The sequence below is a fragment of the Pseudoalteromonas sp. HF66 genome (assembly GCF_011806445.1).
Classification (GTDB): Bacteria; Pseudomonadota; Gammaproteobacteria; order Enterobacterales; family Alteromonadaceae; genus Pseudoalteromonas; species Pseudoalteromonas apostichopi.
The window spans coordinates 1-24,588 of the sequence record NZ_JAATOU010000031.1 but is presented as its reverse complement, the minus strand read 5'-3'; the positions used below and the strand labels follow the sequence as shown (position 1 = coordinate 24,588).

The 24,588-nt window shown below is 40.6% G+C and carries 27 protein-coding genes; 7 read left to right on the top strand and 20 right to left on the bottom strand.

Annotated features, from left to right (window positions below; translation table 11 throughout):
- Positions 1–326 precede the first annotated feature (326 nt).
- Positions 327–806 carry an RNA-binding protein gene (locus HCZ11_RS19030; protein WP_130049912.1) on the top strand — a complete coding sequence of 160 codons (480 nt, stop codon included), beginning with the start codon at positions 327–329 and terminating at the stop codon, positions 804–806.
- Here the strand turns inward: HCZ11_RS19030 and murI are convergent.
- Entirely contained in the window at positions 769–1,563 is a 795-nt protein-coding gene (murI, locus tag HCZ11_RS19025) for a glutamate racemase (RefSeq protein WP_167659209.1), read from the bottom strand. The two genes, HCZ11_RS19030 and murI, sit on opposite strands and share 38 nt — an antisense overlap.
- A 66-nt stretch (positions 1,564–1,629) precedes the next feature.
- Positions 1,630–2,745, bottom strand: a complete 1,116-nt coding sequence (locus tag HCZ11_RS19020) for a DUF5610 domain-containing protein (RefSeq protein WP_130049914.1) — start codon at positions 2,743–2,745, stop codon at positions 1,630–1,632.
- 164 nt (positions 2,746–2,909) lie between these two features.
- On the opposite strand from HCZ11_RS19020, the gene trmA reads away from it, so the two are divergent.
- Positions 2,910–4,007: a tRNA (uridine(54)-C5)-methyltransferase TrmA gene (gene trmA, locus HCZ11_RS19015; protein ID WP_130049915.1), complete on the top strand. Its 1,098-nt coding sequence runs from the start codon at positions 2,910–2,912 to the stop codon at positions 4,005–4,007.
- A gap of 2 nt (positions 4,008–4,009) precedes the next feature.
- Here trmA and HCZ11_RS19010 read toward each other — a convergent pair whose 3' ends face one another.
- The 5 genes from HCZ11_RS19010 to ccoG form a co-directional block, all read right to left on the bottom strand.
- The gene (locus tag HCZ11_RS19010; RefSeq protein WP_167659208.1) at positions 4,010–4,462 is read right to left on the bottom strand and encodes a DUF523 domain-containing protein; all 453 of its coding nucleotides are present in this window, start codon (positions 4,460–4,462) and stop codon (positions 4,010–4,012) included.
- 58 nt (positions 4,463–4,520) lie between these two features.
- Complete coding sequence (locus HCZ11_RS19005; RefSeq protein ID WP_130049917.1) at positions 4,521–5,159, bottom strand: thiol:disulfide interchange protein DsbA/DsbL; 639 nt, start codon at positions 5,157–5,159, stop codon at positions 4,521–4,523.
- Positions 5,160–5,177: 18 nt separating this feature from the next.
- Entirely contained in the window at positions 5,178–5,801 is a 624-nt protein-coding gene (locus HCZ11_RS19000; protein ID WP_130049918.1) for a thiol:disulfide interchange protein DsbA/DsbL, read from the bottom strand.
- Between the two features lie 31 nt (positions 5,802–5,832).
- On the bottom strand, positions 5,833–6,807 hold the full coding sequence (locus tag HCZ11_RS18995; RefSeq protein ID WP_130049919.1) for a serine/threonine protein kinase: 975 nt from the start codon (positions 6,805–6,807) through the stop codon (positions 5,833–5,835).
- A 65-nt stretch (positions 6,808–6,872) separates the two neighbouring features.
- Positions 6,873–8,303, bottom strand: a complete 1,431-nt coding sequence (gene ccoG / locus HCZ11_RS18990) for a cytochrome c oxidase accessory protein CcoG (protein WP_130049920.1) — start codon at positions 8,301–8,303, stop codon at positions 6,873–6,875.
- Positions 8,304–8,580: 277 nt separating this feature from the next.
- Here ccoG and HCZ11_RS18985 point away from each other — a divergent pair, with 277 nt between their 5' ends.
- On the top strand, positions 8,581–8,940 hold the full coding sequence (locus tag HCZ11_RS18985; RefSeq protein ID WP_130049921.1) for a hypothetical protein: 360 nt from the start codon (positions 8,581–8,583) through the stop codon (positions 8,938–8,940).
- Entirely contained in the window at positions 8,940–9,143 is a 204-nt protein-coding gene (locus HCZ11_RS18980) for a hypothetical protein (protein ID WP_167659207.1), read from the top strand. The genes HCZ11_RS18985 and HCZ11_RS18980 overlap by 1 nt, the downstream gene beginning before the upstream one ends.
- Here HCZ11_RS18980 and HCZ11_RS18975 read toward each other — a convergent pair.
- From HCZ11_RS18975 to gspC, 13 genes are all read right to left on the bottom strand, one after another.
- Complete coding sequence (locus HCZ11_RS18975; RefSeq protein WP_167659206.1) at positions 9,140–9,754, bottom strand: YecA family protein; 615 nt, start codon at positions 9,752–9,754, stop codon at positions 9,140–9,142. The two genes, HCZ11_RS18980 and HCZ11_RS18975, sit on opposite strands and share 4 nt — an antisense overlap.
- Positions 9,755–9,773: 19 nt before the next feature.
- Positions 9,774–10,532: a type II secretion system protein N gene (locus HCZ11_RS18970; RefSeq protein ID WP_130049924.1), complete on the bottom strand. Its 759-nt coding sequence runs from the start codon at positions 10,530–10,532 to the stop codon at positions 9,774–9,776.
- Positions 10,533–10,535: 3 nt separating this feature from the next.
- On the bottom strand, positions 10,536–11,009 hold the full coding sequence (gene gspM / locus HCZ11_RS18965; protein WP_130049925.1) for a type II secretion system protein GspM: 474 nt from the start codon (positions 11,007–11,009) through the stop codon (positions 10,536–10,538).
- Complete coding sequence (gene gspL / locus HCZ11_RS18960) at positions 11,006–12,217, bottom strand: type II secretion system protein GspL (RefSeq protein WP_130049926.1); 1,212 nt, start codon at positions 12,215–12,217, stop codon at positions 11,006–11,008. The genes gspM and gspL overlap by 4 nt, the downstream gene beginning before the upstream one ends.
- Positions 12,214–13,209 (bottom strand): type II secretion system minor pseudopilin GspK, encoded by a 996-nt coding sequence (gene gspK / locus HCZ11_RS18955; RefSeq protein WP_130049927.1) that lies wholly within the window; start codon positions 13,207–13,209, stop codon positions 12,214–12,216. Before gspK ends, gspL begins: the two co-directional genes overlap by 4 nt.
- Positions 13,210–13,211: 2 nt before the next feature.
- The gene (gene gspJ / locus HCZ11_RS18950; protein ID WP_167659205.1) at positions 13,212–13,856 is read right to left on the bottom strand and encodes a type II secretion system minor pseudopilin GspJ; all 645 of its coding nucleotides are present in this window, start codon (positions 13,854–13,856) and stop codon (positions 13,212–13,214) included.
- Complete coding sequence (gene gspI / locus HCZ11_RS18945; RefSeq protein WP_130049929.1) at positions 13,856–14,230, bottom strand: type II secretion system minor pseudopilin GspI; 375 nt, start codon at positions 14,228–14,230, stop codon at positions 13,856–13,858. The genes gspJ and gspI overlap by 1 nt, the downstream gene beginning before the upstream one ends.
- Complete coding sequence (locus HCZ11_RS18940; RefSeq protein ID WP_167659204.1) at positions 14,230–14,829, bottom strand: prepilin-type N-terminal cleavage/methylation domain-containing protein; 600 nt, start codon at positions 14,827–14,829, stop codon at positions 14,230–14,232. Before HCZ11_RS18940 ends, gspI begins: the two co-directional genes overlap by 1 nt.
- A gap of 55 nt (positions 14,830–14,884) precedes the next feature.
- A complete protein-coding gene (gene gspG / locus HCZ11_RS18935) occupies positions 14,885–15,304 on the bottom strand; it encodes a type II secretion system major pseudopilin GspG (RefSeq protein WP_130049931.1) in 420 nt (139 codons plus the stop codon).
- A 78-nt stretch (positions 15,305–15,382) separates the two neighbouring features.
- Positions 15,383–16,618 carry a type II secretion system inner membrane protein GspF gene (gene gspF / locus HCZ11_RS18930; protein WP_130049932.1) on the bottom strand — a complete coding sequence of 412 codons (1,236 nt, stop codon included), beginning with the start codon at positions 16,616–16,618 and terminating at the stop codon, positions 15,383–15,385.
- Between the two features lie 2 nt (positions 16,619–16,620).
- A complete protein-coding gene (gene gspE / locus HCZ11_RS18925) occupies positions 16,621–18,186 on the bottom strand; it encodes a type II secretion system ATPase GspE (RefSeq protein ID WP_130049933.1) in 1,566 nt (521 codons plus the stop codon).
- Complete coding sequence (gene gspD, locus HCZ11_RS18920) at positions 18,179–20,242, bottom strand: type II secretion system secretin GspD (protein WP_167659203.1); 2,064 nt, start codon at positions 20,240–20,242, stop codon at positions 18,179–18,181. Before gspD ends, gspE begins: the two co-directional genes overlap by 8 nt.
- 22 nt (positions 20,243–20,264) lie before the next feature.
- Positions 20,265–21,206 (bottom strand): type II secretion system protein GspC, encoded by a 942-nt coding sequence (gspC, locus tag HCZ11_RS18915; protein ID WP_167659202.1) that lies wholly within the window; start codon positions 21,204–21,206, stop codon positions 20,265–20,267.
- Between the two features lie 210 nt (positions 21,207–21,416).
- Here gspC and hslR point away from each other — a divergent pair, with 210 nt between their 5' ends.
- The 3 genes from hslR (at position 21,417) to HCZ11_RS18900 (ending at position 24,512) form a co-directional block, all read left to right on the top strand.
- On the top strand, positions 21,417–21,836 hold the full coding sequence (hslR, locus tag HCZ11_RS18910) for a ribosome-associated heat shock protein Hsp15 (protein ID WP_233786780.1): 420 nt from the start codon (positions 21,417–21,419) through the stop codon (positions 21,834–21,836).
- Between the two features lie 12 nt (positions 21,837–21,848).
- The gene (gene hslO / locus HCZ11_RS18905; protein ID WP_167659201.1) at positions 21,849–22,694 is read left to right on the top strand and encodes an Hsp33 family molecular chaperone HslO; all 846 of its coding nucleotides are present in this window, start codon (positions 21,849–21,851) and stop codon (positions 22,692–22,694) included.
- A 279-nt stretch (positions 22,695–22,973) separates the two neighbouring features.
- Entirely contained in the window at positions 22,974–24,512 is a 1,539-nt protein-coding gene (locus HCZ11_RS18900; protein WP_167659200.1) for a phosphoenolpyruvate carboxykinase, read from the top strand.
- Positions 24,513–24,588 lie beyond the last annotated feature (76 nt).

Genomic DNA, 24,588 nt, shown 5'->3' with positions numbered 1-24,588 from the left:
CTTTCTTTCGATAATTTGAAACCGAAGTTTCACTTAACTCTCTGCTACGTTGTTCAGCGTCTTTCGTTGCTGCCCGCTGTGTCAGTGGGGTCGCATTATAGGGAGATCCAAAAACAGATCAACACTTTTTTTCGATCTTTTTACTGTTCGCTCAAAAAGCGAACTAAAATTACCGAAAATAGCAAAAACGGTCGCTATTATGGCTGTTTTTTATGCCAATATTCATAATTTCATGCAAATTTCATTGCTATGTTCATTTAACTCGTTAAGATAGCAAGTTCACAATGTTAAATTAATGTTTATTTCTTGTTTATTGGTAGATCAAAATGAAATTACCCGATCAAAAATCTTTTCTTTTCTCCGTTATTCTTGCTGTTTTGGGGTTTGTAGTTGTTAAGTTTGCATTTGCAAGCTTAGCGTTAGACCCAGCATTGCTATTTGGTGCAGGCTTATTAATTGGTGCTTTAGTTATTGCTGCGCTTTCATCAACGTCAAGTGAGGAGGCCGAAGTAAAAACAAAAACTCTTTATGTTGGCAACCTACCTTATCGTGCTAATGAAGGTGTTGTTCGTGCTTTATTTGAAGAACAAGGCAAAGTTTTCAACGTACGCTTACTAAAAGATAAAAACACAGGTAAACGTCGTGGCTTTGGATTTGTGGAAATGGCTGAAGCAGATGCTGAAAACGCAATCAATCAATTAAATGATAGCGAATTCCAACAGCGTACTTTAAAAGTACGTGAAGCAAAACAAAAACAAGAGAACGAGACTAATAGCTTCCGTGAGGGATCTGATCAGTCAGCGTAATCAGCTCAACGTTTAATTGCGAGTGACAAATAGGAGCCGTTGCATAAAAGTGCAGCGGCTTTTTTTTATCTCCGGTTACTGTGTATCCCCGAAGTTCAATTAAACTTTTAACGCGATTAGCAATCGCTTTGCCTGAATCTATAAGTAAGATCCGTTGTTTATAATAGTCATTAATCGCATTTGCTAATAATGGAAAGTGTGTACAGCCAAGTACCAATACATCTATATCTTCTGCGATAGCTAGACCACACAATTCTTTTTCAAGTTTTTCTTTATTGAGTGTCTGCGTATGAAACAGTGTTTCTGCTATTTCCACCAGCTCAGTTGAACCATATAAACTGACTTGAGTGCCTTGGCTATAAGTACTAATTAAGTTTGCAGTATAGTGGCTCTTGGTCGTCGATGGCGTTGCCAACAAACCAATATGTTTGCTACTGCTTAAAGCGCTTGCTGGCTTTATCGCAGGCACAACACCAACTACTTCTATATTTGTATACGGGCGAATAGTTTCTAATGCAGATGTAGAGGCGGTGTTGCACGCAATTACTAGAATATCTACGTGTAATTTTTCTATTTCGATAAACTGTAGTAGCGCAAAAAGGCGGGTTATAATCGTTTGCTGGCTTTGCGCGCCATATGGCAATAAAGCATTATCCATAAAATAGCTATAATCAGCATCTGGGATCAGTGCTTGGATCTGTTCAAGTACGGTTGTCCCACCTATACCAGAATCAAACACCATTATATGAACTGACAAACTGCTTACCTCGGATCATCAAAGGCCAGCAGTTTGCCATGCAGCTATATAAAAATAAAGAAAGGGTTAAGCTTCTTCAGTTGCCGAACGTAGTTTATTCATTTGTTCAAACATTGCTTTGGTATAATCCACCAGCTTGCTTACTTCTTCTTTATCTTGGTTTAACCATTGTAAGATACCAGCAAGTTCATTTTGCAAACCTAACTCACCCGCTTTATTGAACGCTTGTTTCAAATCGTCATTAAATGGCGCTATTTTATCAGCGACTTCTTTTTCAGGGGATGGTTTATATTCTTCATACCCTTTTATAGCAGCAACTGTTTTTGTTTGTTTCAGATCCATCGTAAAGCCAACTAGTTGCTCGTTACCTAAGTTCAACTCTTTAGCTTGTTCAAAGGCATCTTCTAATGAACCAGAGAAGAATGTTTCGCTAACACTCTGCAAGTCTTCCATCAATTCATTGATAGCTTGCTGCTCTTGCTCATTTAAATCACCATTGACTGTCATCGAGAATGATAAGTCACGTGATTGAGAAGATTCACTGACAAACGCTTCGTTATCGCCATTTTTGCTATAGCCGCTTGCTGACTTACTTTCGTATGCATCAGCAAAGCTAATACTCACTTCATCACCTTCAGCAGTAGTGAAAGTGTATTCTGCGTTATTACTTAAACTAACGTATTGGGCCTGGCTTACTGAAACCGAATTTGGTTTAGGATTGAACAAGTCTTCTTCTAATTCATCAATACCTTTATAGATACCTTCTTTAGACTTTTCGATACCCTCTTCGATGTCATCATTAAGAATACCTGACCCTTTTAGCTCATCATAAGCATCGTCGATGCCCATTTGTACACCTTTTCGTGCATCACCAAGCATACCTTTGAGCTTTTCATCATCAGCACCATCTGCTTTTGCTTTGCGAAGCGCACCGCCAACAAAGTCGAGAACGTTTTTAACGATCTCTTCAAAGTCGAACAGTGGTTTATCTTTTTTCTCTTCGGCTTTAGGTAAACCTAGTGCCTCAGCAAGTTTATCATCAAGAACTTTAGCAGCCAGCTCTCGGCCTCGTTGCTGGTAACTATCTTGACGATTTTGAATAGTAGGCTGCTGCAATGCCTGTTTGCCATTGTATTTATTCACATTTGTATTAGGCATATAGCCTAGGTTGCCAATTTTCATGATCCGACTCCATGTTATGGTTAACTCATTATCGGCCAAAAACCACAGAACTTAAGTTTTTTGTATAAAAAAACGACACTAAAATAAATAACAAAACTAGACAAATCCTCAGCGCTCCCTACAATAGCGCCGTTATAAAGCTAAGAGATAAAAGGTAATCAGCCATGGCGGTTATAAAAATTGATACAACTCAATATGATGCACAATTGAGTGAGAAAGAGCAGCGCATCACCTCACAGTTTAGACGTTTTGGGGTCGAAAAATTAGAAGTGTTTGGCTCTGACCCTATTCATTACCGCCAACGTGCAGAGTTTCGTGTCTGGCATGAAGGTGAAGACCTTTTTCACATCATGTTTGATCAACAAACTAAAGAAAAGATCCGTGTTGACGAGTTTGACCCTGCAGCGCCTTTAGTGGGTGAAGTCATGCAAGCCATGATCGAAAACTTAAAAGACAATGAAGTTCTGCGTCGCAAGCTGTTTCAAATCGATTATCTTTCAAGCTTAAGTGGCGAGATTCTAGTTAGTTTGTTATACCACAAACAATTAGATGAGCAGTGGCTACAAGCTATTAAAGAGCTTAAAGCAAAACTTAGCACACAGTTTAAAATTGATTTTATTGGCCGTGCTCGCAAGCAAAAAGAAGTGATTGGTAATGATTTCGTTATTGAGCGTTTAAACGTAAACGGTAAAGAGCTTATCTATCAACAAGTCGAAAATAGCTTTACTCAACCAAATGCGAAAGTGAACATCAAGATGCTAGAGTGGGCACAAGCGCTTTGCCAACCACTTAGCAATGACTTACTGGAGTTATATTGCGGGAATGGTAATTTCTCCATTGCTCTTGCAGATTCATTCGACCGCGTATTAGCGACTGAGATTTCAAAATCATCGGTTTACTCTGCACAATACAATATCGCGCAGAACAAGGTTGAAAACTTAGATATCATTCGTATGTCGAGTGAAGAGTTCACTCAAGCAATGAAAGGCGAGCGCACTTTCTCTCGTTTGGATGGCATTGATCTGAAAAGCTATAACTGCCAAACAATCTTGGTGGACCCACCACGTGCTGGCATGGATACACTGACTTGTGACCTAGTTGCGAACTACGATAATATTATTTATATCTCGTGTAATCCAGATACCCTAGAGCGTGACCTTGACCACTTATGCAAAACCCATGCAGTAAAGCGTTTTGCTATTTTCGATCAATTCCCTTACACCCACCACATCGAATCAGGTGTGTTTTTACAGCGTAAATAAAATTAGTCTGCCAGCGCTTTAAATAGTGCTGGCAACTGCTGCTCACTAAACACTTCTATATTGTTGTCAGTTAACAGCTTTGCAGTTAACCCCATCCCTGAAATTTTCCTTCCAGAATGACTACTATCGTAAATCGTATTGCGACCACATGACGGGCTTGATTCTTTTAACAAGGCATAACGAATACCTTGCTTTTGGCAAAGTTTAAGAGCTTGTTCTGCACCATAAGCAAATTGCACTGTGACATCTTGCGCACCTTTGGTGAGTACTCTTCCCAATTTAATTTCTGCTGGCGGCCTTGGTGTAGGTAAGCCACCAGCTACTTCAGGGCAGAATGCAATAAGCCTTCCCTGCTGTTTTAGAGTTTCTAAGCCAGGATGAAGTAAATTTTGCGATTGCCCGTCATAACGAACAGGGTTTCCTAACAAACAGCTTGAAACTAGTATTTTTTGCATTTGCTTTACCAATAAAAAAAGCTCCGCGTGCGGAGCTTTAATTTTAATTAAACTAAACTTATTTATCAGCTAGGTAATTAATTAAGTCTGCCATGCTCTTTGCATCGCTAATACCTGAATCCGCACCTATAATCACGCGATATTTACCATTAACAATAAAAGTTGGAACGCCTTTTAAAGCACCTTTTTGTTGGTAGTATTCTTGGTCGCGTTTCATTTTAGACGCCATAGTACGTACAGAGAAGCTGTTGTAGTACTTATCAAAATCTTCAGCCGATACACCTTGTGAAACGAAGATGTCTTTCATATCAGCTAGTTCGTTAATACGTGCACGCTTACCGTGAATATGATTAAACACAGCGGCTACTAACGCGTCTTTCTGTGGTAACACATTAGCCGTCGCATAACCTTGCGCTAAGATGGTTTGAATCTCTGGGTCACGAGGACCTGAAAAATCAACATGACTCTTTTTGAACTTTACGCCCTCTTTAAGAAGTGTTTTAAGCTCTTTCACTACTGGCTCGAAGTTATTACAGTGTGGGCAGTAGAATGAGAAGAACTCTTTTACTTCAGGCTTTTTAGAAGCGCGTGCATCAATCGTTTCATAATGCTTACCTTCTTCATATTGAGCAGCTGAGGCATTTGCCGCTAAACCTAGCGTGGCAGCCATTAATACAGCTTTTACTAACTTGATCATTACTTCTTTACTCCAAAATTATTGTTTTAATAAGAATTCGACTAACTCATCAAGCATCTGCTGGCTTTTGATGGTATTTAAATTGATTTTATATTTATCATTTACGATAAAAGTAGGCACACCTGTTAACGCACCCATGTCAGAATATTTTTGCTGTTTATCTTGCATCGCTTTTTCAGCACTAATCACTGGCATGCTTGCAATTTCAGCATCAAACACATCGTTGCTAATACCATTGGTCGCAAGTAATGCTTTAACGTCTTTCATGTCTTTAAGTAAAGCGCGTTGTCTGTGGATGCTATTAAAAATTTGGTCAGCAACTTGCTCTGCTTTGCCATGCTGCTTAGCAATTAAGTAGGCATAGCTTAAATTACTTTGTGTTTGCTTAGATACACCACCTAAAAAGTTAACATGGCTTTTTACAAACTCGGTACCTTCAGGAAGACTTGCAGTTAATGCTTTTGCTACAGGCTCAAACTGAAAACAGTGTGGGCAATAAAACGAAAAGAACTCGGTTACTTGCGGTGTTGCACTTTTCTCAACTTTTAAAACTTCATATTGATTACCTGCTTCAAAATCAGCAGCAAGGGCTGCAAAAGGTAAACATAAAATGAGTAGACTTAACTTTAATTTTTTAAACATTATTTTCTCGTCTTTATTAGCTTTTAAAAATTTATGGTAATAATTTTAATGGTGCTTCCTGTAGCGCTGCAAGCTGTTCTTTTAACGCTAGTATTTGCTGCTCCCAGTATTTGTCTTCAGCAAACCATGAAAAGTTCCGTGGGAATGCTGGATCATCCCATCTTTTTGCCAACCACCCCATGTAATGCACCATTCTCATCGCTCTGAGTGGTTCTATCAGTTTTAATTGGCTGTGATCGAAGTCACAAAATTCTTCATAGGCAGCCACTAAAGTGTCTAACTGTAACAGTTGGTTGTTACGATCGCCACTGAGCATCATCCAAAGGTCCTGAATGGCAGGTCCTTGTCGGCTGTCATCCAAATCAACGAACATCAATGCATCACCAGACCACAATATATTACCAGCATGGCAGTCACCGTGCAGGCGGATAGTTTCAACATTTTTATACTGTTGTGTGGTTTCTTTGATTACCAAATCTAAAATTGTATAGAAGGCGTTCTCTAATGTCATTGGCACCAAGTTACTTGCCTGTAGCTGAACTTTAGCTGTCTGAAGATATTCTTCGCAACTGATCACAGGCCTATGTTCAAATGGCTTTGCTTTTGCTACCTGGTGCATTCGACCAATTAAACGGCCAAGCACATCGAGTTGATCTAAATTATCAACTTCAAAAATGCGGCCACCCACACTAGGGAATAACGTAAACAAATAGCCATTATGCTCAAACAAGCTTTGCCCTTCGATAATAACAGGCGCAACAACCGGCACTTCGGCCTCAGCAAGTTCAAATGCAAACGCATGCTCTTCTAAGATTTGCGCCTTACTCCAGCGTTCTGGTCGGTAAAACTTAACAACATATCGTTGGCCATCTTCTGCTTTAAATTGATAAACACGGTTCTCGTAGCTATTTAATGCCAGCAGTCCTGATTCAGCATAGACACCGATACTTTCAACTGCATCTAAAATTGAATCGGGTGTAAGGTCAACAAAACTAAATTTACTCATAATGTCTCATCATATAAAAAAAGCGGGAAAATCCCGCTTTTTATTCATTTACTCAGTGTACTTAATTATCGTGCCTTAAAGAAGTTACTCGGCTGTGAAATCTGCACATCAGGCTCACCATCGACAGAAAGTATAAACTCAAACTTTGTCATTGGCTTTTTCAAATCATAAGGGTCAACAACCAATGACAGTGGTACATTGTATGATTCACCAGAAGGCACAGTGAATGTTTGTTTGCCTATGTACTCAAAGTTATCAAGCCCTTCGACACGAATATTAAATGTCTGCTCATGTTGCGCTTTATTGATAACCTTTAATGTATAGGTATTTTCAACTAAACCATTAAAGTCAACACGGTATAACTGATTACGGTCACGAATAATATCTAAGTCCATAGGTTTACGCATTGCAATGTTCGCCACCAGCGCGCCAGTTAGCAGCACTAAGATGACGAGATAGCCAATTAACTTAGGACGAAGTGCATGGGTTTTGTTATCTGGTGTTTCTAAATTACGCTCTGTGGTATAGGAAATAAGTCCGCGAGGGTAATTCATTTTATCCATCACCCCATCACATGCATCGATACACGCACCACAATTTATACATTCGTATTGTAAACCATTACGGATATCGATCCCCGTCGGGCAAACCTGAACACACAAGTTACAGTCAATACAGTCACCTAAGCCGAGCTCTTTTGGATCTTGTTTGCGTGAACGTGGACCACGGCTCTCACCACGCGCTTCGTCATAGCTTACTGTGAAGGTATCTTTATCGAACATAGCTGATTGAAAGCGAGAGTATGGGCAAATATGTAAACACATAATTTCGCGCATCCAACCCGCGTTACCATAGGTACACACTGCAAATACGGCTAAGCAAATATATGAATATGCTGTTGCATCAAGAGTAAACAGATCAGGTAATAGTTGGCGGATAGGCGTAAAATAACCAACAAAGGTAAATGCGGTATAAAGTGAGAATAACCACCAACTTCCGTGTTTAGCACTTTTTCGCCAAAACTTATCAAAATCCATCGGGCGTTGATCAAGTTTCTTACGCTGATTAGCGCTACCTTCAAACTTTTCTTCAAACCAAATGAAAATAAAGGTCCAAACGGTTTGTGGACAGGTATAACCGCACCAAACCCGACCATAGAAAGTAGTTACCAAGAAAAGAGCAAAAGCCGCCAACATTAAAATAAAGGCAAGGATTGTCAGGTCTTGTGGCCAAAGCGTTAAGCCAAAAATGTTAAACTTTTGCCCTACCAAATCGAACAATACAGCTTGTTGGCCGTGGAAATTAATCCAAGGTAGTAACATAAACGCAAGCATACCAACAAAACCAATTCGCTGTCTGAGCAATTGATGTAAGCCAGTTACAGCTCGAACATAAATACGGTTGCGTGGATTAAATCTATCATCGAGGGAAGCATTTTCCGGTTTCTGGATTTTCACTTCCGTTGGGATATTTTTAACCTTAATCTGTTTATCCATTAAAATTCCTCAACGCCACTAGGAAATAACATTCAAACATATGTTTATAGCAGATGGTTCTCTAAGCTCTTAGGCAAATCAGAATACATCTCATTACGTTCAAAGATTTCTGAAACTTCAAATCTATAAAGCATTATACTCAATCTATAAAAAATTTCAGGGATTGATCGAAAATACGACATTTTAATTATTTAATCGTATCTGCTTGCTTTTAAAACGACCATTTTATTAAACTTGCACCTATACCGTATTTATTTAGATCAAAGATTATTGTGCTATGAAAAAATTTCTTATTTTAGTGCTTATTATTTTAGCACTTTTCACGATTGATCACCCTTTGATCAAAGAGCCTAGGGAAAGGTTACTAGGAGATGGCGTATCATTACTATCTGATGCGAGTAAAATTAATCGTAGTCCCGCGGCGAATATGGCAAAAAATAATATTAAGTCACAACTCAATTTATCTAATTCAGAGCTTGAATATATTGAGGACACATTTACAACAGACGACAAGCTGCAAATTTTTCACTTACACTACTGCCGTGAAAAAGACATTAACTTGTATTTTTATGGTGACCGCTTAAACCGAGTATGTAGTATTGTCTCGAATGCGCTTGAGGAAAGGCTAAACAAGTAATGGACTTTTCTGCTTTAAACAAAAAAACCAGCGATTCGTTCGCAAAACAGCGCAATATGTTAAAAAAGCTGGGTAAAGGGCAAACCTTATACTGTGAAGTGTGTAAAGGCGCCCTTACCTTAGACTTAAAAACTGATCAGCCAGGTAAAGGCGTTGTACGCTGTAGCAAAGGTTGCACAGACATCCTATTAGAGCTGGGTTAGTTCCAGCCCTCATCGTTATAAAGTTGGCTATTTACAGCAACAACTTCAATAAGTTCTGCAAAGCCAGCGGCAAACTCATTCATCACTTCATACTGCTGCTGACATAATTGCCCTTCAGATAAACCATGCTCAGTTGCGAGGGCTGCAATTTCACTACTTTCAAGAGTAAAAAAGCCTAAGCTTTGCAGCGCGGTAGCCAACGCTTCTTTAAGTTCATCAGCTAAATGTGGAGCACTTAGTAGCTTATTAACGTAGCCTTGTGCACCATGCATAAAACCTTGGCTCCAATGCTGGCATTCTTGAATATCTAGGTATTGTTGCCCTTGAGAGCTCAGCTGTAGGCTCACAGGTAATGCAAAACCCGTTTCAAATACTTGCTCGCTGATCTGCTGATACAAGGCCATAAATGCAAACAGTACTTGCTCATCCATTTGCCCATCAGAGCCTGGTGCAACCTCTTCTAACCACTGGTGAACATCAAGCGGCTCAGGAGCACAAATCACGGCAAACAAGTAACCTTGGGTTTGCGCCAAAGTAAGCGCATCTGGATGCTGCGCTAAAAACTGACTTAGAAGCTCGCTTTGCTGCTTTGAAAACTTAGGTAATTGCATACTATTCAATTAATCCAATTTAAAAGTTAAGCGGATAACGGCCTTCGTTATCAGGACGACCAAGGAACTTAGCTGCATCATGCACTTCTTTTGGTAAGCTTGCTTCAGGTTTAATATAGCCAGCTACTTTAAAGTCTAGATTCGCTTTTAATACTGCATCAGCTTCAAGTCCTAAACGATTTTCTGGGTCTACCAGTACCGCTACATCACCCGATTTACAACTTAAACGGCCGCTCAGAGGACCAATACTAAACCAGTTGTTCATTCCTTTGACATCAATGTTAGGGCTCGCGATTTCACCGCTTAAACTCTCACAATAAGGCTGACCTGAGCTGTACTCGTCTAAATCAACTATTACGCGGCCTTGTGCACTAATCGGTAAAGGGAGTTGTAAACGCTCCATGGCACGTTCAACCGTTAAGCGTAAAGTAGTCTTTTTCACAGTGACTGTTTGGTTAAAGAGACCATATGTAAAATCACCATGACCAGATATATCCGCTTTATCACGAGGATTGCCAAAGCGCACCGTACCCACTAATTTACCTGTGAACAGTGACCAGCCTGATAACTGCCAACGCACATTATTTAATTGCTCACCATCAAAACGTACCTGCATAATGCGGCCGTCCCATAGCGTGCCACTGGCTTTACCTAATTGTAATTGCTTTGGTAAATGCGGCTTAGCTAAATCAAGTGCAACGGCAGCGGGTGTTTTTACCAGCGTAAACACCAAAAAACACATCACAAACACTGTGATTAATAAAATAACTCTTTTCATCGTTTACTTCTCTAGTACCAAACGACTTACACGCACAAAGCCTGATTTGTCATCTTTACTTAAATCTAAATTCTCGATTAGTACGCCGTGCGAATTAACCAATTCATCAAGCCATTCAACAAGGTTATTAAACTCAACAGAATCAATTGTTAAACGAAGTGAATTGTCATTCGGCTGCATTTTACTAATGATAATTTGATAACGATTACGGGTGCTATTAACGATTTGGCTTAAACTACGACTGCTCGTACTACGTGCATTACCGCTTGCTTTTAATTTAGCAATACTCTCATCAACCCAAACTAATAGCTCTTGCTGTTTTATAGTGTCTTGCTCAGCCTTTTCGATAGCCGTGTTAAGTGGACGAAAGACTCCCATAACTAGCACAAAAATAACAAACACCACACCTGCAACAATAACAAGTTGCTGTTCTTGTTCTTTTAACGAGCGCCAATAATTGATTATTTGATTTTTCATGCCGCACCTCGTAACTTAATTTCACCAACGACAAAATCACCATCATTATTCAGCGAACCCTGATCAACGGTTAAGCCACGCTGTTCTAAAATTGCTTTAACTTTACTGAATGACTGGAAATCTTTGCCGCGCGCACGAATACGTAATTCGTTACGGCCTTGATCATAACGAAGCGTTTCTGGTGTGAAGTCTTTCACTTGACTAAAAATCGAGACCAGATCGTTAGTCAAATCTAAAAAGCCTGCCGTACTACCTGCATCGATTAATGCAAGTTCATTACGAATTTGGCTGCGAATAAGTTGCGGACGCACTTTTTTGTTAGGAAAAGCACGCTGATAATTGGCAACTACTTCGGCTTTCATTGCTTCAAGTTCGCTATTTAACTTATAGAGCTCAAGTGACTTAACACCGACACTACACACTAACGCTACACCAGCTGCAATAGCGGCCTTTTGCCAATAGCCCCACCAAATCGCTGATTTTTTCTTAAGCTGATAAACGCCTTGGCGCAGGTTAAAATTAACCTCTGGTAATTGTTTGGCAAATAAAGCTAATGGTAAATCGTATTGTTCTGTTCGAGCATTTAGGTTAACCGTATCAGGAAAACCCGTTGCTGGACTAAAGTGTGCAACATCAGGGTTACCTAATGCCGTTAAATAGCCAGCAAGCCAATTCGTCTCTACAGCGGCAATATGCCAGTTACCGTGTTTACATAGCCACTGACCATTAAGCTCAATAGCACGTAACTGAGCGTTGTCATCGACATCAGGTAACAATAAAGCATCGGGCAGTATTTTATATACTTCGATACCATGCTCATTGAACTCAGCCAGCCATTGCTCAAACCATTCACGATCGGTCATCGCGATGTTAATAGCGTGCTTCTCATCAATAAGTGTTGGTTCTGCAATCGCTATGAATAAGTCGTCAACATCACAGGCTATTTCTTCTTCTAGCATGTAAGGAAGTGCTTGCTCTAGCTTGCGGCTCCACTTGGTTGGCAAAGCAACTGTTTTTAGTTGTACTTGATCACTTGGCAATAGTACAACCACTTCCCGTGATTGCGCTCTCTCTGTAAGCTCACCAAGTTGTGTTGCATTGGCAATTTCGCCACTGGCAATTATTTCTTGTTCTGTTGGTGAGTAAATTAGCCAATTAAGGCTGTCTTTTAATGTTTGACCCGTACGGATCAACAATATCTCTGTCACTGTACGCCTCCAAATTTTCGCGCCAGTATCGTTACTGTACCATTAGTGGCATGGAGTAAGGTGGTCATCGAAAAACGCAGCTCTGCAAATTCAGCCTGCGTTTGTAGTTTAAAATATTCACTGTTGATACTGAATAAGTCTTCAACGGCTTTCACATTTTGTGCGCCTTGTTGATTAACCTCTTCAAAAAATGCTTCTAAATCATCATAACCATCTTGAGGACGTGATGATAATACCGCTTCAGCCCCTGAAAGACTTAAGCCATCAATAAGCGAGCTTAATATAATGGCACTTTCTACAGGTAGTGTATTAACGTTTATTTGTAGCAACTCACTGCCTGGAATCACACACACAAATGGTAAGACTTTTTCCATTACTAATGGATTAAAGCCTTTTACTAAACGAAGCTCTGAGGTCGAAGCAAAATAACTATTTGCAGTCATATATGGGTATTGTCGAGATAAATATTCATCTTCCTCGGCACCCGAGCGATAGGTAATACTATCAGCGTCTAACCAATCAAACACACTATCAGCCATAGCTTCTTCAGACTCATCTGATGGTAAATCTTCAATATTTTCTAATAATGCCAACAATGCCTTATGTGCTGGATTAGTTTTATTATTTGGATCCGTTTGTTGATCGGGCTTTACATGCAATGCATTTAGGTTCAAACAAGCTTGCAAGTCAGTAATAGTGCCACTCAAGGTGCCATTATCAACCGGATATGGTACCCCTCCCTGCTGCGCCCAAACTTGTTCTAAATGCGTTTTATCTGGTTCATCTTTTTTAGTTTGTTTAAGTGCCTTAATTGCAAGCTCTTCTGCAGCGAAGGCATACCACTTTGCCTGTTGATGGTTTTGAATATTGCTACTACGCTGCACTTGCACCATTAAATTAGCGCTCATCTCGACAGCTAACATAGCCGCAAGCGCCACGATGAATAAAACGATAACAAGCGCCGCACCTTTAGAGCGTTTAATCGCAGTCATGGCTAGCCACCCGTTCCGTTATTGCCATCATTTGCTTGGGCTGTTACTTTTCCTTCACCAGGCACTAAAAACACTCGACGAATTGGCTCTTGTTCGATTTTTTGAATAGTAACTGCAACAGCTTTTGGTAACGCTTTTATTTGCCACTGCTCTTGCCACTCATCTTTGTCATCTAAAAATTCAAATTTAAGGTCTTCGATATCTTCAAGAATGACTTGCGAACGAGGCTCCATGTTATCTAACTGATCGACATATACACGATATACACGCTCAAGTTTGTCATCTAAAACGCGATAGCCAACTGCTTGTAATTCAGAGCGCGGCAGTAAATTAATTGGGTTAATCCAACCATCACGTACAAAGCCAATGCCATCGTATTGGCTATCAAGAACGTAGCGACCAGCTAAAACATAAGTTTCTTGAAAGTCACCCGCTTCGTTTCGAACCTGACGTTTCGTCATTTGACTAAAGTCTTGATCCATTAGACGAAACAAGGTTTGCAAGCCATTTAATTCCGCAATCGTTTCATCTGAAGCTTCTTTTGCTTTCGTTGTTGAATCAAGAATTTGATGAGTTGATAACACCACAAAAGCTAAGATCCCCATAGCGACAATCACTTCAAGTAAGGTAAAACCGCGTTGCTTCACTACTTATCACCTTTATTTAAATAAGTAGAAAGCTCATAAACTGGATATTCAAGCTTTTCATCGGCGAACACGTTAATGGTTACCTTTACAAACGTTTTATCAGCAGTAGGAACCACGTCCTGACGCCAATACCATTCAAAGCCAGCTAATGTTTCAGTGCCTTTAACACCATTTTTACCTGTCCACTTCTCGCCTTTGGCGCGCTGCTCAACCATCACGTTTTCAGCAACCCAAGAGGCATAAGTTTGCTCTTCAATCGACGAAAGATGATTAATGTGCTCTCCGGTTGCTTGCATTGCGGCAATACCAGCCATTGCACAAATAGCCAATGCAACCATCACTTCGAGTAAGGTAAAACCTGCTGACTTATTCATTATTCAGGCTCCATACGAAACTTTACCGGGGCCATGAATTCGCCTTCGATAAAATACAGCGGCTCTCGCTCATCTTTAAGCTCGTAAACCAGTTGAAACGCACTGACTTCGCCAGAAGATAAAATAAGTACTTGCGGTATTTTGAGCTTTTTTAGCTCAAGTAGGCTGTCTTCGTCACCACCACTCATTAATTCACGCCAGTTTGACTGCTCAAGCAAGTTATCTTGTGCCCAGGCTAAATCATCAAGGTTAAGAGTAAGCTTAAAGCGCTCATCAACCTTAATTGGGGCAAACAATTTTTCACGGTCAAAAGTAACCCACTTATCACCGTCAAAAACTAAAAATTCAAATGTATCTTGGTCAAGGTGAAAACCTAACTCAACCTGATTTAAAATTGCAAACTCAGAAGCCATATTAATCGTAGTGTGTAATCTGAGAGCTTGTTTTTCGAGTTCTTCTTCAGCACCACCATCAAAACTGTAGGCAACCATTTTGGTGACAAAACCAATCACCACAAGCACCATTAAAATCTCGATTAGGCTAAACCCTTTCGCGTGCTTAGCACGGTCAGCCAAACGCAAACGACCAAGGCTTACCATAATAGTAAGCCTTGATGTGTATAAGCTTTGTTCAGTTGGCTGAATTTAGGCATTGTTACTTTTCTTCATCCCAGTTACCAATGTCATCATCAGTACCTGCTTCACCATCAGGACCCATAGAGAAGATATCAATTTTACCGATTTCTCCTGGGCTGATTAGTTGGTATGGGTTACCCCATGGATCTTCTGGTAATTTCTCAAGGAAACCGCCATCAGGAAAACGTCTTGGAATTGGCTCAATGCTTGTTTTGTTCACTAGCGCTTCTAAGCCTTGCTCTGTGGTTGGATACGTTTTATTTTTAAGCTTGTATAGGCTTAACGCATCTTCAATTTGTTGAATATCTAAGTGTGCTTTATCGATTGCAGCTTCTTCTTGCTGACCCATGATATTTGGCGCCACAATTGACATGATCATACCAATGATAACCAGTACTACCATGACTTCTAGTAATGAGAAACCTGACTGTTTGTTCACAAAAATACCTCTAACTTTCTTCAAAAATTTATTATAGAGCGACAGTGTTAACTGCTAATTGCTCTAGTATTCCCTAATTTAAAGACCTACAGCCTTATTCATTGCCATAATCGGCTGTAATATTGCCATAACAATAAACAATACAATTACCGCCATTGAGGCAATCATCGCAGGCTCTAATAGTTTCAGAGACACGTTTACCATGCTCTCAAACTCACGATCTTGGTTATTTGCCGCACGCTCAAGCATCTGCTCAAGTTCACCTGACTTTTCACCACTGGCTATCATGTGTAGCATCATAGGTGGAAAAAGTTTGGTTTGCTGAAGTGAAGCACGAAGGCTAGCCCCTTCACTTACACGTGTTGCAGCATCTTGCACCGACTTTTTCATTTTCTCGTTAACCAATACACCACCCGAGATACGCATCCCTTCAAGTAGTGGTACTGAGCTTGACGACAAAATACTTAAAGTACGCGCAAAACGCGCCGTATTCACACCTCGTGCAACCTTACCAATCCCCGGTAAATGAAGCACTTTTTCGTCATACCAGTAACGAATATGCGGCTGCTTAAGCGCTTGCTTAATTGCCACAGCTAATGCGGTTATAATGACTAAACTTATGAACCAGTAGTTTTGTACAAAATTACTAGCTGCCATTACCCATTCGGTTGTCCATGGTAAAACCTGTTTTGACTTTTCAAAGGTCTTCAAGATTTTTGGTACCACAGTACCTAACAGTACCGACACAATTGCAATAGCAAATACAACCAGGATAGTTGGATACACCATCGCTTGTGTTATTTGACTACGCATATGCTGGCGTTGTTCCGTGTAATCAGCTAAACGATTTAAAACTTGATCAAGGTGACCCGATTTTTCACCAGCGGCCACCATAGCACGATATAAATCATCAAACACATGCGGGAACTCGCTCATGCCATCGGCTAGGGTGTAACCTTCAACTACCTTAGAGCGAACGGCCATTAACATACGCTTTAAACGCGGCTTTTCACATTGTTCAGCTACCGCCATTACGGCTCCCTCAACAGGCAATGCCGACTGTATTAAGGTTGCAAGCTGGCGAGTGATCAAAGCTAAATCTGAAGTAGAAATTTTTGGTTTAAAGAAACTACTCAATAAAGAGCTCTTCGCTCCTTTAGCTTGCTTTTCACCTTCAGCAGCAGCCACGACCTCTAACGGCATTAAACCCTGATCACGTAGGGTTTGGCGGATTTGTTTTACCGTGTCGGCTTCAAGAATGCCTTTTTTCTCTTTACCTTTGCCATCAAGGGCACGGTATTCAAATGCTGCCATGATTAACCTTCCTCACGTGTTACACGCAAGACTTCTTCTAAGGTAGTGCGACCCGCTAACACACGATTACAACCATCTTGACGAATGCTTGGACTGTGTTTGCGAATATACTTTTCAACACTTTGCTCGCCTTTACCACTGTGGATCATTTCACGAATTGCTTCATCAACAACCAACAATTCATGAATACCAGTACGGCCACGGTAACCATTAAAGTTACACTCTTCACACCCTACGGCACGATAAATTGTTGGCGGCTCAGCAGGGTTGACCCCCAATAACTGACATTCGCGCTCATCGGCAATGTGACCTTCTTTACAGCTATTACATAAAGTACGTACTAGACGTTGTGACAACACACCTAATAACGATGATGATAGTAAGAAAGGCTCAACGCCCATGTCTTCCATACGTGTGATAGCACCAGCAGCCGTATTAGTGTGCAGTGTCGACATAACCAAGTGACCAGTTAATGAAGCTTGCACACCAATTTGTGCCGTTTCAAGGTCACGGATCTCACCAACCATTACTACATCAGGGTCTTGACGAAGGATGGCACGTAAGCCACGTGCAAAGGTCATATCAACCTTAGTATTGACTTGCGTTTGACCAATCCCTGGGATCTCGTACTCGATTGGATCTTCAACAGTGAGGATATTACGATCCCGCGAGTTAATTTGGCTCATGCCTGCATACAAAGTGGTACTTTTACCAGAACCCGTTGGACCGGTTACTAAGATAATGCCGTGGGGCTTACTGATTAAGTCAGCAAACAATTCACGGTTACGCTCAGTCATACCTAAATCTTCAAGATTCAGCCGTGCGTTGTTTTTATCAAGTAGACGCAGTACAACACGCTCACCAAAGCTTGATGGCATAGTAGAAACACGCACATCAACAGCACGACCAGCAATTCGTAAACTAATACGGCCATCTTGAGGTATACGTTTTTCGGCAATGTCTAGTTTTGCCATAACCTTAATACGCGACACCAACAATGAGGCGAGTTTACGATTTGGCTTTAATACTTCTTTTAATACCCCATCAACCCTAAAGCGAATCACTAGCTCTTGTTCAAAGGTTTCGATATGAATATCCGACGCACCTTCTTTAATCGCTTCGCTCAGCATAGCGTTAATTAGTTTAATAATTGGCGCATCATCATCACCAGCAAGTAGATCTTCAGTTTGCGGCAACTCATCTGCAAGCGAGAATAAATCCACTTCGTTACCGATATCTTCCATCATTTGCTGCGTTTCAGAACTATCACGCTGATATGAGGCCTCTAGCAACAACTCAAATTTGTCATCTGGTAATTGTTCTAGTGAAAAACCATGACCCGCGATACGTCGTACCTCAAGTAATGCATCAACGTCTAACTCACCGCGGTAATACACAGTCCAGTTATCCTGATCTTTACCTAATAATACACCTGTACGACGCGCGTACGAGAATGGCAAACGCTTGGTTGGCAAGCTAACAAGATCATCGCTTGTTAGCAGCTCATCATGATTTGCTGGCACATCGGGTGCTAACTCATCATTGATTTCTGTAATTGCATTAGTCATCGTTGCGCTCATTCGCGTTTTGTTGCTTTAGATATTCTTCGTAAGTTGGCGGTAATACCAAGGCATCATTCCATTCAGGAAGAATTGGTGCATCCGTCAACGGCATTAAATCAATACCATCTTCTTTTTGTTTGTGTTGTTCGCCACGGATAAAGTTATATTTAGAGTGGCTCAACTTATTCATACTAATGCCATCACGCACAATGGTAGGACGAATAAATACAATCAGATTACGTTTACGCTTATTAGTGCTGGTTGAGCGAAATAAATGACCAAGTACCGGGATATCACCTAATAACGGTACTTTAGAGACACTTTCTTGCACGTCTTCATCAATCAGGCCACCTAGTACAACCATACCACCATCATCAGCCATAACCGTGGTTTTAATTGCACGTTTATTCACTGAGATATCTACCGCAGTAGCACCACTTACGCTGGAAACTTCTTGTTCAATCGTTAGCTGAACCGCTGAACCGTCATTGATTTGTGGTGTAACTTTTAGCTTTACACCTACTTCTTGACGTTCAACTGTTTGGAATGGGTTAGCGTTATTTGAGCCTGTTTGCGAGCCTGTGATAATCGGTACTTCTTGACCAACAATCATTGACGCTTCTTCGTTATCCATGGTCGTTACAGACGGCGTAGCAAGAATATTAGAGTTAGTATCCGTTGAAACAGCTTGGATAATTGCACCCCAGTCGTTCTTAACAATACCCATTGCTAAACCATTGATACCGCCGAGCAGTTGTCCGAGAGGCCCCAGATCACCTTCAACGGTTTCTTCATAAGGAGTCGTATTACCAGTCTCATTACCTGTAATCGTTTTTTGTATCGTTTTATCACGAGCTTGCTCAGCAGCAACAGCCAATGATCCAACAGGTACTGTTGTACCATTGTTGAACTGCATCATCCCGCCTTGCTCTGAAATCCACTGCAAGCCTAAGTTGATACCATCAGCCTCTAACACTTCAACGATGATAGCTTCAACAAGTACCTGTGCTCGACGTACATCAAGACGTTCTATCACTTGTTCAAGTGAGCGCATCGTATCTGGTTGCGCAGTAATAACCAGAGAGTTTGAATCAGGGTGTGCTTCAATGCTTGTTTCGTTTTGGTTGCGAGAACGAGTTTTAGTCGCACCACCTTGCGCATCTTCGGCTAATGTTTTGCTCACACCTTGCAGTACTTTTACAAGGTCTTCAGCTTTTGCGTAGTTTAAATAGATAACCTTAGTATTACCTTGGTTCTCTAACTCACCATCTAAGCGGCTAATTAATTCAACAGCACGAGTACGTGCTTGCGCCTCTCCACTGACAATCACACTGTTAGTACGACCATCAGCAACAACCTTAGGAATTAAGAACTCAGGAACGCTTCCCTTGCCACCATCTTTGTAAATATTCTCAACAACAGATACCACATCGTCTGCGGTAGCAAATTTAAGCTGTACAATATCTACACGCTTATCACCTGCTTGGTCAACAGAGCGAATAATTTCTACTAAGCGGTTAACTGAAGCAGCATGACCAGTCAACATCATCACGTTCGCAGCATTAAAGTTTGCAACGTGACCACCATCTTTTTGGTCACTAAATTGACGAACTAGAGGACCAAGCTCTTGTACACTTACGTTTTTAACACGTACCACACGTGTCACCATCATATCGCCACGGGCTTGGTTATCTTCAGTGATCAGCGGTACATTCGACTTTTTAGCATCAGAACTTTTTTCAATTTTAATAATACCGTTATCCATCTCAACAGCTGAATAACCATAAACTTCGAGTACATTTAAGAAAAACTGATAATAAAGCTTCTCGTCCATTAGCTCGTAACTGCGCACGTTTACTTTACCGCGCACATTTGGGTCAATAATAACGGTTTTATTTAAATTCCGACCTACGATATTAATGAACTCATTAATATCAGTGCCTTTAAAATTAGCTGCATACTCAACAGCTGAAACTGAAAGCGATAATCCTGTTAATAAAAAAAGCGCTGCATATTTAGCTAACCCTTTTTTGATTTTTGTGAGGTGTAGCGCGTGAACCATTCTATAAAAACTCCAAAGCTAGTTATTGCAGGCTAAATTGCACATCAATTTGTTCACCATCGCGTTCGATAGTGATACTTGCGTCAGTACTATTTCGTAATTCGTTTATTGCTGACATTGCCTGTTTCAAATCATTTAATTGATAGCCATTAATCGCAATAGCTAAATCATTATTCATTAATCCCATCTGCTTGAATAAAGCAGGATCTTTACCTGGGCTTAAACGATAACCCACTAACTCACCATCAACCATCGCTTGAGAGACGCGAATATAGTCAAATAATTTACCGGGATCGTCTAATACTTCTTCACGCGTTTCGATAAGCGCTTCTTTTATTTCTTCATCTTCAGTCGCATTTATTTCACTATTTTCGACAAGCTGCGGACCTGCGGTTAATTCTGACTCTTTACGCTCTGCCAATACGGGCATAGAAACTGTTTTCGTAAAGTCGAGTCCATCCAGCATCAAAGTTTCAAAACGACCGCTAACATCTAAAATCACTCGATCGGGTAATACTTGAGCTAGCTTTGCGCGAGTTCCTTTAATTGCATCATCAACAACATATGTTTCTTGCTTGCCTTGAGATTCGATTATTGCAAGGCCAGCTTGGTCATTTTGGCTTACCGCAACAATACCGGTTAGGTTAATACTTAGGCGAGTTTCAGGGGCGTTGTTAATAACTTGATTTTGTTTTGAGGTAGGTTTTTTAGCTTCGACAACAACTTTGCCGAATAAATTCTGTTCGATAATTTGACGTGAGCTTACAGTCTCTGCTCGCTTTGCCATGGTGTTAACACCTGTTACAGGCAGTGCTCTTGTATCGGGCTCCGGCCATACAAGCCAAAATACCTTGGATGATAAAAAAGCAATATAAACAACAACTAACAGCACTACAAATGCACTTAGCTTGGCATGAGGTAAGCCGTTCAAAAACTGTTTAACTTGTTGTAAGTGTTGATCCATAAACTCTATTTCTTATTTTAATTTACTGCTTGATAGCTGGCCTATAGTACCTTTTCATTTTTCATTCAACAAGCGCGCTTATATTAAACTTTGTAAACAAGGTAAATTCGACGAACAGTGGGCTGCAAGGAATTACTACGACTGTTTATTTGTGATTAAGTTTCATGGTAAATTTTGCCTATATATAAGCAGCTTTCAAAGAGCACAATTGTGTCAAAAGGTAACACTCATAAGTCGCAAGACAAGCAAGATGAATTAAACGTACGCCTTGATAAGTGGTTATGGGCTGCACGTTTTTATAAAACCCGCTCAATCGCACGAGACATGGTGCAAGGTGGCAAAGTACATTATAATGGACAACGTACCAAGCCCAGCAAAATTGTTGAAGTCGGTGCTGTAGTTAAACTGCTACAAGGGGTAGACGAAAAGGTCGTGACAATTGAAAAGATCCTTGAAAAACGTCAAGGTGCCCCCATTGCACAAACCTTATATCAAGAAACTCAAGCTAGTATTGAGAAACGCGAAGCAAATGCTATCGCCCGTAAGAACAACAGCTTCTTTGCTCCACATCCTGATCGTAAACCAGATAAAAAGCAAAGACGTGAACTGTTAAAAATGAAATCAAGTTAGGTAATGCAACTCATGCAACAAGATTTACTTCATCGTTATATATTTGATCAGCTCGATGTACGTGGCGAACTCGTACAAATTGAAAACACTTATCAAGAGATGATCGCAAACCATAATTACCCAGCACCTGTGCAAACCTTATTAGGTGAATTACTTGTTGCTACCTGCTTATTAACAGCTACTTTAAAGTTTGAAGGTGAAATTGCCGTTCAACTACAAGGCGATGGCCCTGTTAAATATGCGGTAATTAATGGTGACGATAAACAAAACATGCGAGGCATAGCACGTCTACAAGGTGAAGTGACAGGAAGCACAATAAAAGACTTAATTGGTAATGGCTATATGGTTATTACAATTACGCCTACTAAAGGTGAGCGATACCAAGGTATTGTACCTTTAGAGCACGATAGCTTAGATAAATGCCTAGAGAACTATTTTGAGCAATCAGAACAGTTAAAAACACGTCTTTGGTTTGCAACTGAAGTAACAGCAGACACAGCAAAAGCAGCTGGCTTATTCTTACAAGTATTACCTGTGAATAAGGAAAAATCTGTTGAAGACTTCACTCATCTTGAAGCTATCAGCAACACTATTAAAGATGAAGAGTTACTAGGTTTAGATGCAAATACAGTTTTAACCAGACTTTACCACGAAGATAACCCTCAATTATTCGAGCCACAATCTATTAGTTTCCGTTGTGGCTGTAGCAGAGATAAAACAATTGCTGCGTTAGTGAATGTAGGTCAAGAAGAGTTACTTGCCGATGTAAAAGCAAACGGCGAAGTAAAAATTAGCTGCCATTACTGCTTAAAAGATTACATTTTTAACGAACAGGATATTAAAGCTATTTTTAACTGATACACCCAATTAAAAATATTATTGTATTAAAGCCGCATTCGATGCGGCTTTTTTATTAAAAAAAATTATCAAAAATAATGATACCGGTGTCATGAAAAAGCGCCATTTTATGACACCGGTATCATTGAAATTATTCATGTTTTTTGCCAAATATATGCCTTTTTAGGCCCTTCAGACACTCGAATATCCCTAATCCTTCTGTTACTATTCTTTTAGCAAAAGGGAAAACTAAGAACCCCAGAGCTATCCCGTTCAATCTCTCACAATTTAGGTATAAACATGACTGCAAACGCTACTAGTTTTGTTGATCTTACAGCAGCTGAACTTGTCGAACACGCTATTCGTCGTGGCGAAGGGACTTTAGCCGCTAATGGTGCTTTTGTTGCTAAAACCGGTGTACGCACTGGCCGCTCTCCAAAAGATCGTTTTATTGTTCAAGAGCCAAGCACTGAAAACGAAATCCAATGGGGCAACGTAAACCGCCCATTCGATGCAGACAAGTTTGATGCGTTATGGGCACGTGTAGAAGAACACGTGAAAAGCAAAGACCACTTCATCTCTCACCTAGAAGTTGGCGCTGATCCTGAGCACTATTTACCAGTTGTAGTTACAACAGAAACTGCATGGCATCATATTTTTGCCAAAAACATGTTTATCGAACCACTAACATACAATACTGCCGACTTCCCAGAGTGGCAGGTAATGAACGTACCTTCATTTGTATGTGACCCAGAGCGTGATGGCACAAACAGTGATGGCACTGTAATCATCAACTTCGCACAACGTAAAGTACTACTAGCTGGTATGCGCTACGCAGGCGAAATGAAAAAATCAATGTTCTCTGTACAAAACTTCCTACTTCCTGCAAAAGGTGTATTACCAATGCACTGCTCTGCAAACGTAGGTGAAGCAGGCGACACAGCTTTATTCTTCGGTCTATCTGGAACAGGTAAAACAACATTATCTGCGGATCCTACTCGTTTCCTTATCGGTGATGACGAACACGGTTGGGCACCTGGTAGCGTATTTAATATCGAAGGTGGTTGTTACGCTAAATGTATCGACCTATCGCAAAAGAACGAACCTGTTATTTGGAATGCAATTCGCTTCGGTACAATCTTAGAAAACGTGGTACTTGACGAAAACCGTGTACCAGATTTCCATGATACAAGCCTTACACAAAATAGCCGCGCAGCTTATCCTCTAGAGCACGTTGAAAAACGTAAAGTAGAAAACCGTGCTGGCGAGCCAAAAGCGGTTGTATTCTTAACGTGTGACGTGAGCGGTGTATTACCACCAGTTTCAGTACTAACTGAAGAAGCTGCAGCTTACCACTTCCTAAGCGGTTACACTGCAAAAGTAGGTTCAACTGAAATCGGTTCAACAAGCGACATTGAGTCTACATTCTCAACATGTTTCGGTGCTCCATTCTTCCCACGCCCTGCAGGCGTTTATGCAGAGCTTCTAATGAAGCGTGTACGTGAATTCGGCGCTAAAGTTTACCTAGTTAACACAGGTTGGACAGGTGGCCCTTACGGTACTGGTCAACGTTTCGATATCCCAACTACACGTGCTGTAGTTGATGCAATCGTATCAGGTAAACTAGCTGATGTTGAAACTCAACACATAGATGTTCTAAACCTAGATGTGCCAGTTTCAGTTCCTGGTGTAGACAGTAAGCTTCTTAACCCAATCAACACATGGGAAGATAAAGAGAAGTACGCAGAATACGCAAACAAACTAGCATCTGACTTCACTGAAAACTTTGCAAAATACGATGTTTCAGAAGCAATCAAATCAGCAGGTCCAAAAGCTTAATACCAATTCGCTTAATTAAGTGATCTATTTTGAGGCAATAAAACCTCGTTGATAGCAAGGCAAAAATTTCGTTATT

Bases quoted from the DNA above. Each gene is read 5' to 3' on its own strand.
- HCZ11_RS19030 (WP_130049912.1), top strand. From the start codon at position 327: ATGAAATTACCCGATCAAAAATCTTTTCTTTTCTCCGTTATTCTTGCT.
- HCZ11_RS19020 (WP_130049914.1), bottom strand. From the start codon at position 2,745: ATGAAAATTGGCAACCTAGGCTATATGCCTAATACAAATGTGAATAAA.
- trmA (WP_130049915.1), top strand. From the start codon at position 2,910: ATGGCGGTTATAAAAATTGATACAACTCAATATGATGCACAATTGAGT.
- HCZ11_RS19010 (WP_167659208.1), bottom strand. From the start codon at position 4,462: ATGCAAAAAATACTAGTTTCAAGCTGTTTGTTAGGAAACCCTGTTCGT.
- HCZ11_RS19005 (WP_130049917.1), bottom strand. From the start codon at position 5,159: ATGATCAAGTTAGTAAAAGCTGTATTAATGGCTGCCACGCTAGGTTTA.
- HCZ11_RS19000 (WP_130049918.1), bottom strand. From the start codon at position 5,801: ATGTTTAAAAAATTAAAGTTAAGTCTACTCATTTTATGTTTACCTTTT.
- HCZ11_RS18995 (WP_130049919.1), bottom strand. From the start codon at position 6,807: ATGAGTAAATTTAGTTTTGTTGACCTTACACCCGATTCAATTTTAGAT.
- ccoG (WP_130049920.1), bottom strand. From the start codon at position 8,303: ATGGATAAACAGATTAAGGTTAAAAATATCCCAACGGAAGTGAAAATC.
- HCZ11_RS18985 (WP_130049921.1), top strand. From the start codon at position 8,581: ATGAAAAAATTTCTTATTTTAGTGCTTATTATTTTAGCACTTTTCACG.
- HCZ11_RS18980 (WP_167659207.1), top strand. From the start codon at position 8,940: ATGGACTTTTCTGCTTTAAACAAAAAAACCAGCGATTCGTTCGCAAAA.
- HCZ11_RS18975 (WP_167659206.1), bottom strand. From the start codon at position 9,754: ATGCAATTACCTAAGTTTTCAAAGCAGCAAAGCGAGCTTCTAAGTCAG.
- HCZ11_RS18970 (WP_130049924.1), bottom strand. From the start codon at position 10,532: ATGAAAAGAGTTATTTTATTAATCACAGTGTTTGTGATGTGTTTTTTG.
- gspM (WP_130049925.1), bottom strand. From the start codon at position 11,009: ATGAAAAATCAAATAATCAATTATTGGCGCTCGTTAAAAGAACAAGAA.
- gspK (WP_130049927.1), bottom strand. From the start codon at position 13,209: ATGACTGCGATTAAACGCTCTAAAGGTGCGGCGCTTGTTATCGTTTTA.
- gspI (WP_130049929.1), bottom strand. From the start codon at position 14,230: ATGAATAAGTCAGCAGGTTTTACCTTACTCGAAGTGATGGTTGCATTG.
- HCZ11_RS18940 (WP_167659204.1), bottom strand. From the start codon at position 14,829: ATGGTAAGCCTTGGTCGTTTGCGTTTGGCTGACCGTGCTAAGCACGCG.
- gspF (WP_130049932.1), bottom strand. From the start codon at position 16,618: ATGGCAGCATTTGAATACCGTGCCCTTGATGGCAAAGGTAAAGAGAAA.
- gspE (WP_130049933.1), bottom strand. From the start codon at position 18,186: ATGACTAATGCAATTACAGAAATCAATGATGAGTTAGCACCCGATGTG.
- gspD (WP_167659203.1), bottom strand. From the start codon at position 20,242: ATGGTTCACGCGCTACACCTCACAAAAATCAAAAAAGGGTTAGCTAAA.
- gspC (WP_167659202.1), bottom strand. From the start codon at position 21,206: ATGGATCAACACTTACAACAAGTTAAACAGTTTTTGAACGGCTTACCT.
- hslO (WP_167659201.1), top strand. From the start codon at position 21,849: ATGCAACAAGATTTACTTCATCGTTATATATTTGATCAGCTCGATGTA.
- HCZ11_RS18900 (WP_167659200.1), top strand. From the start codon at position 22,974: ATGACTGCAAACGCTACTAGTTTTGTTGATCTTACAGCAGCTGAACTT.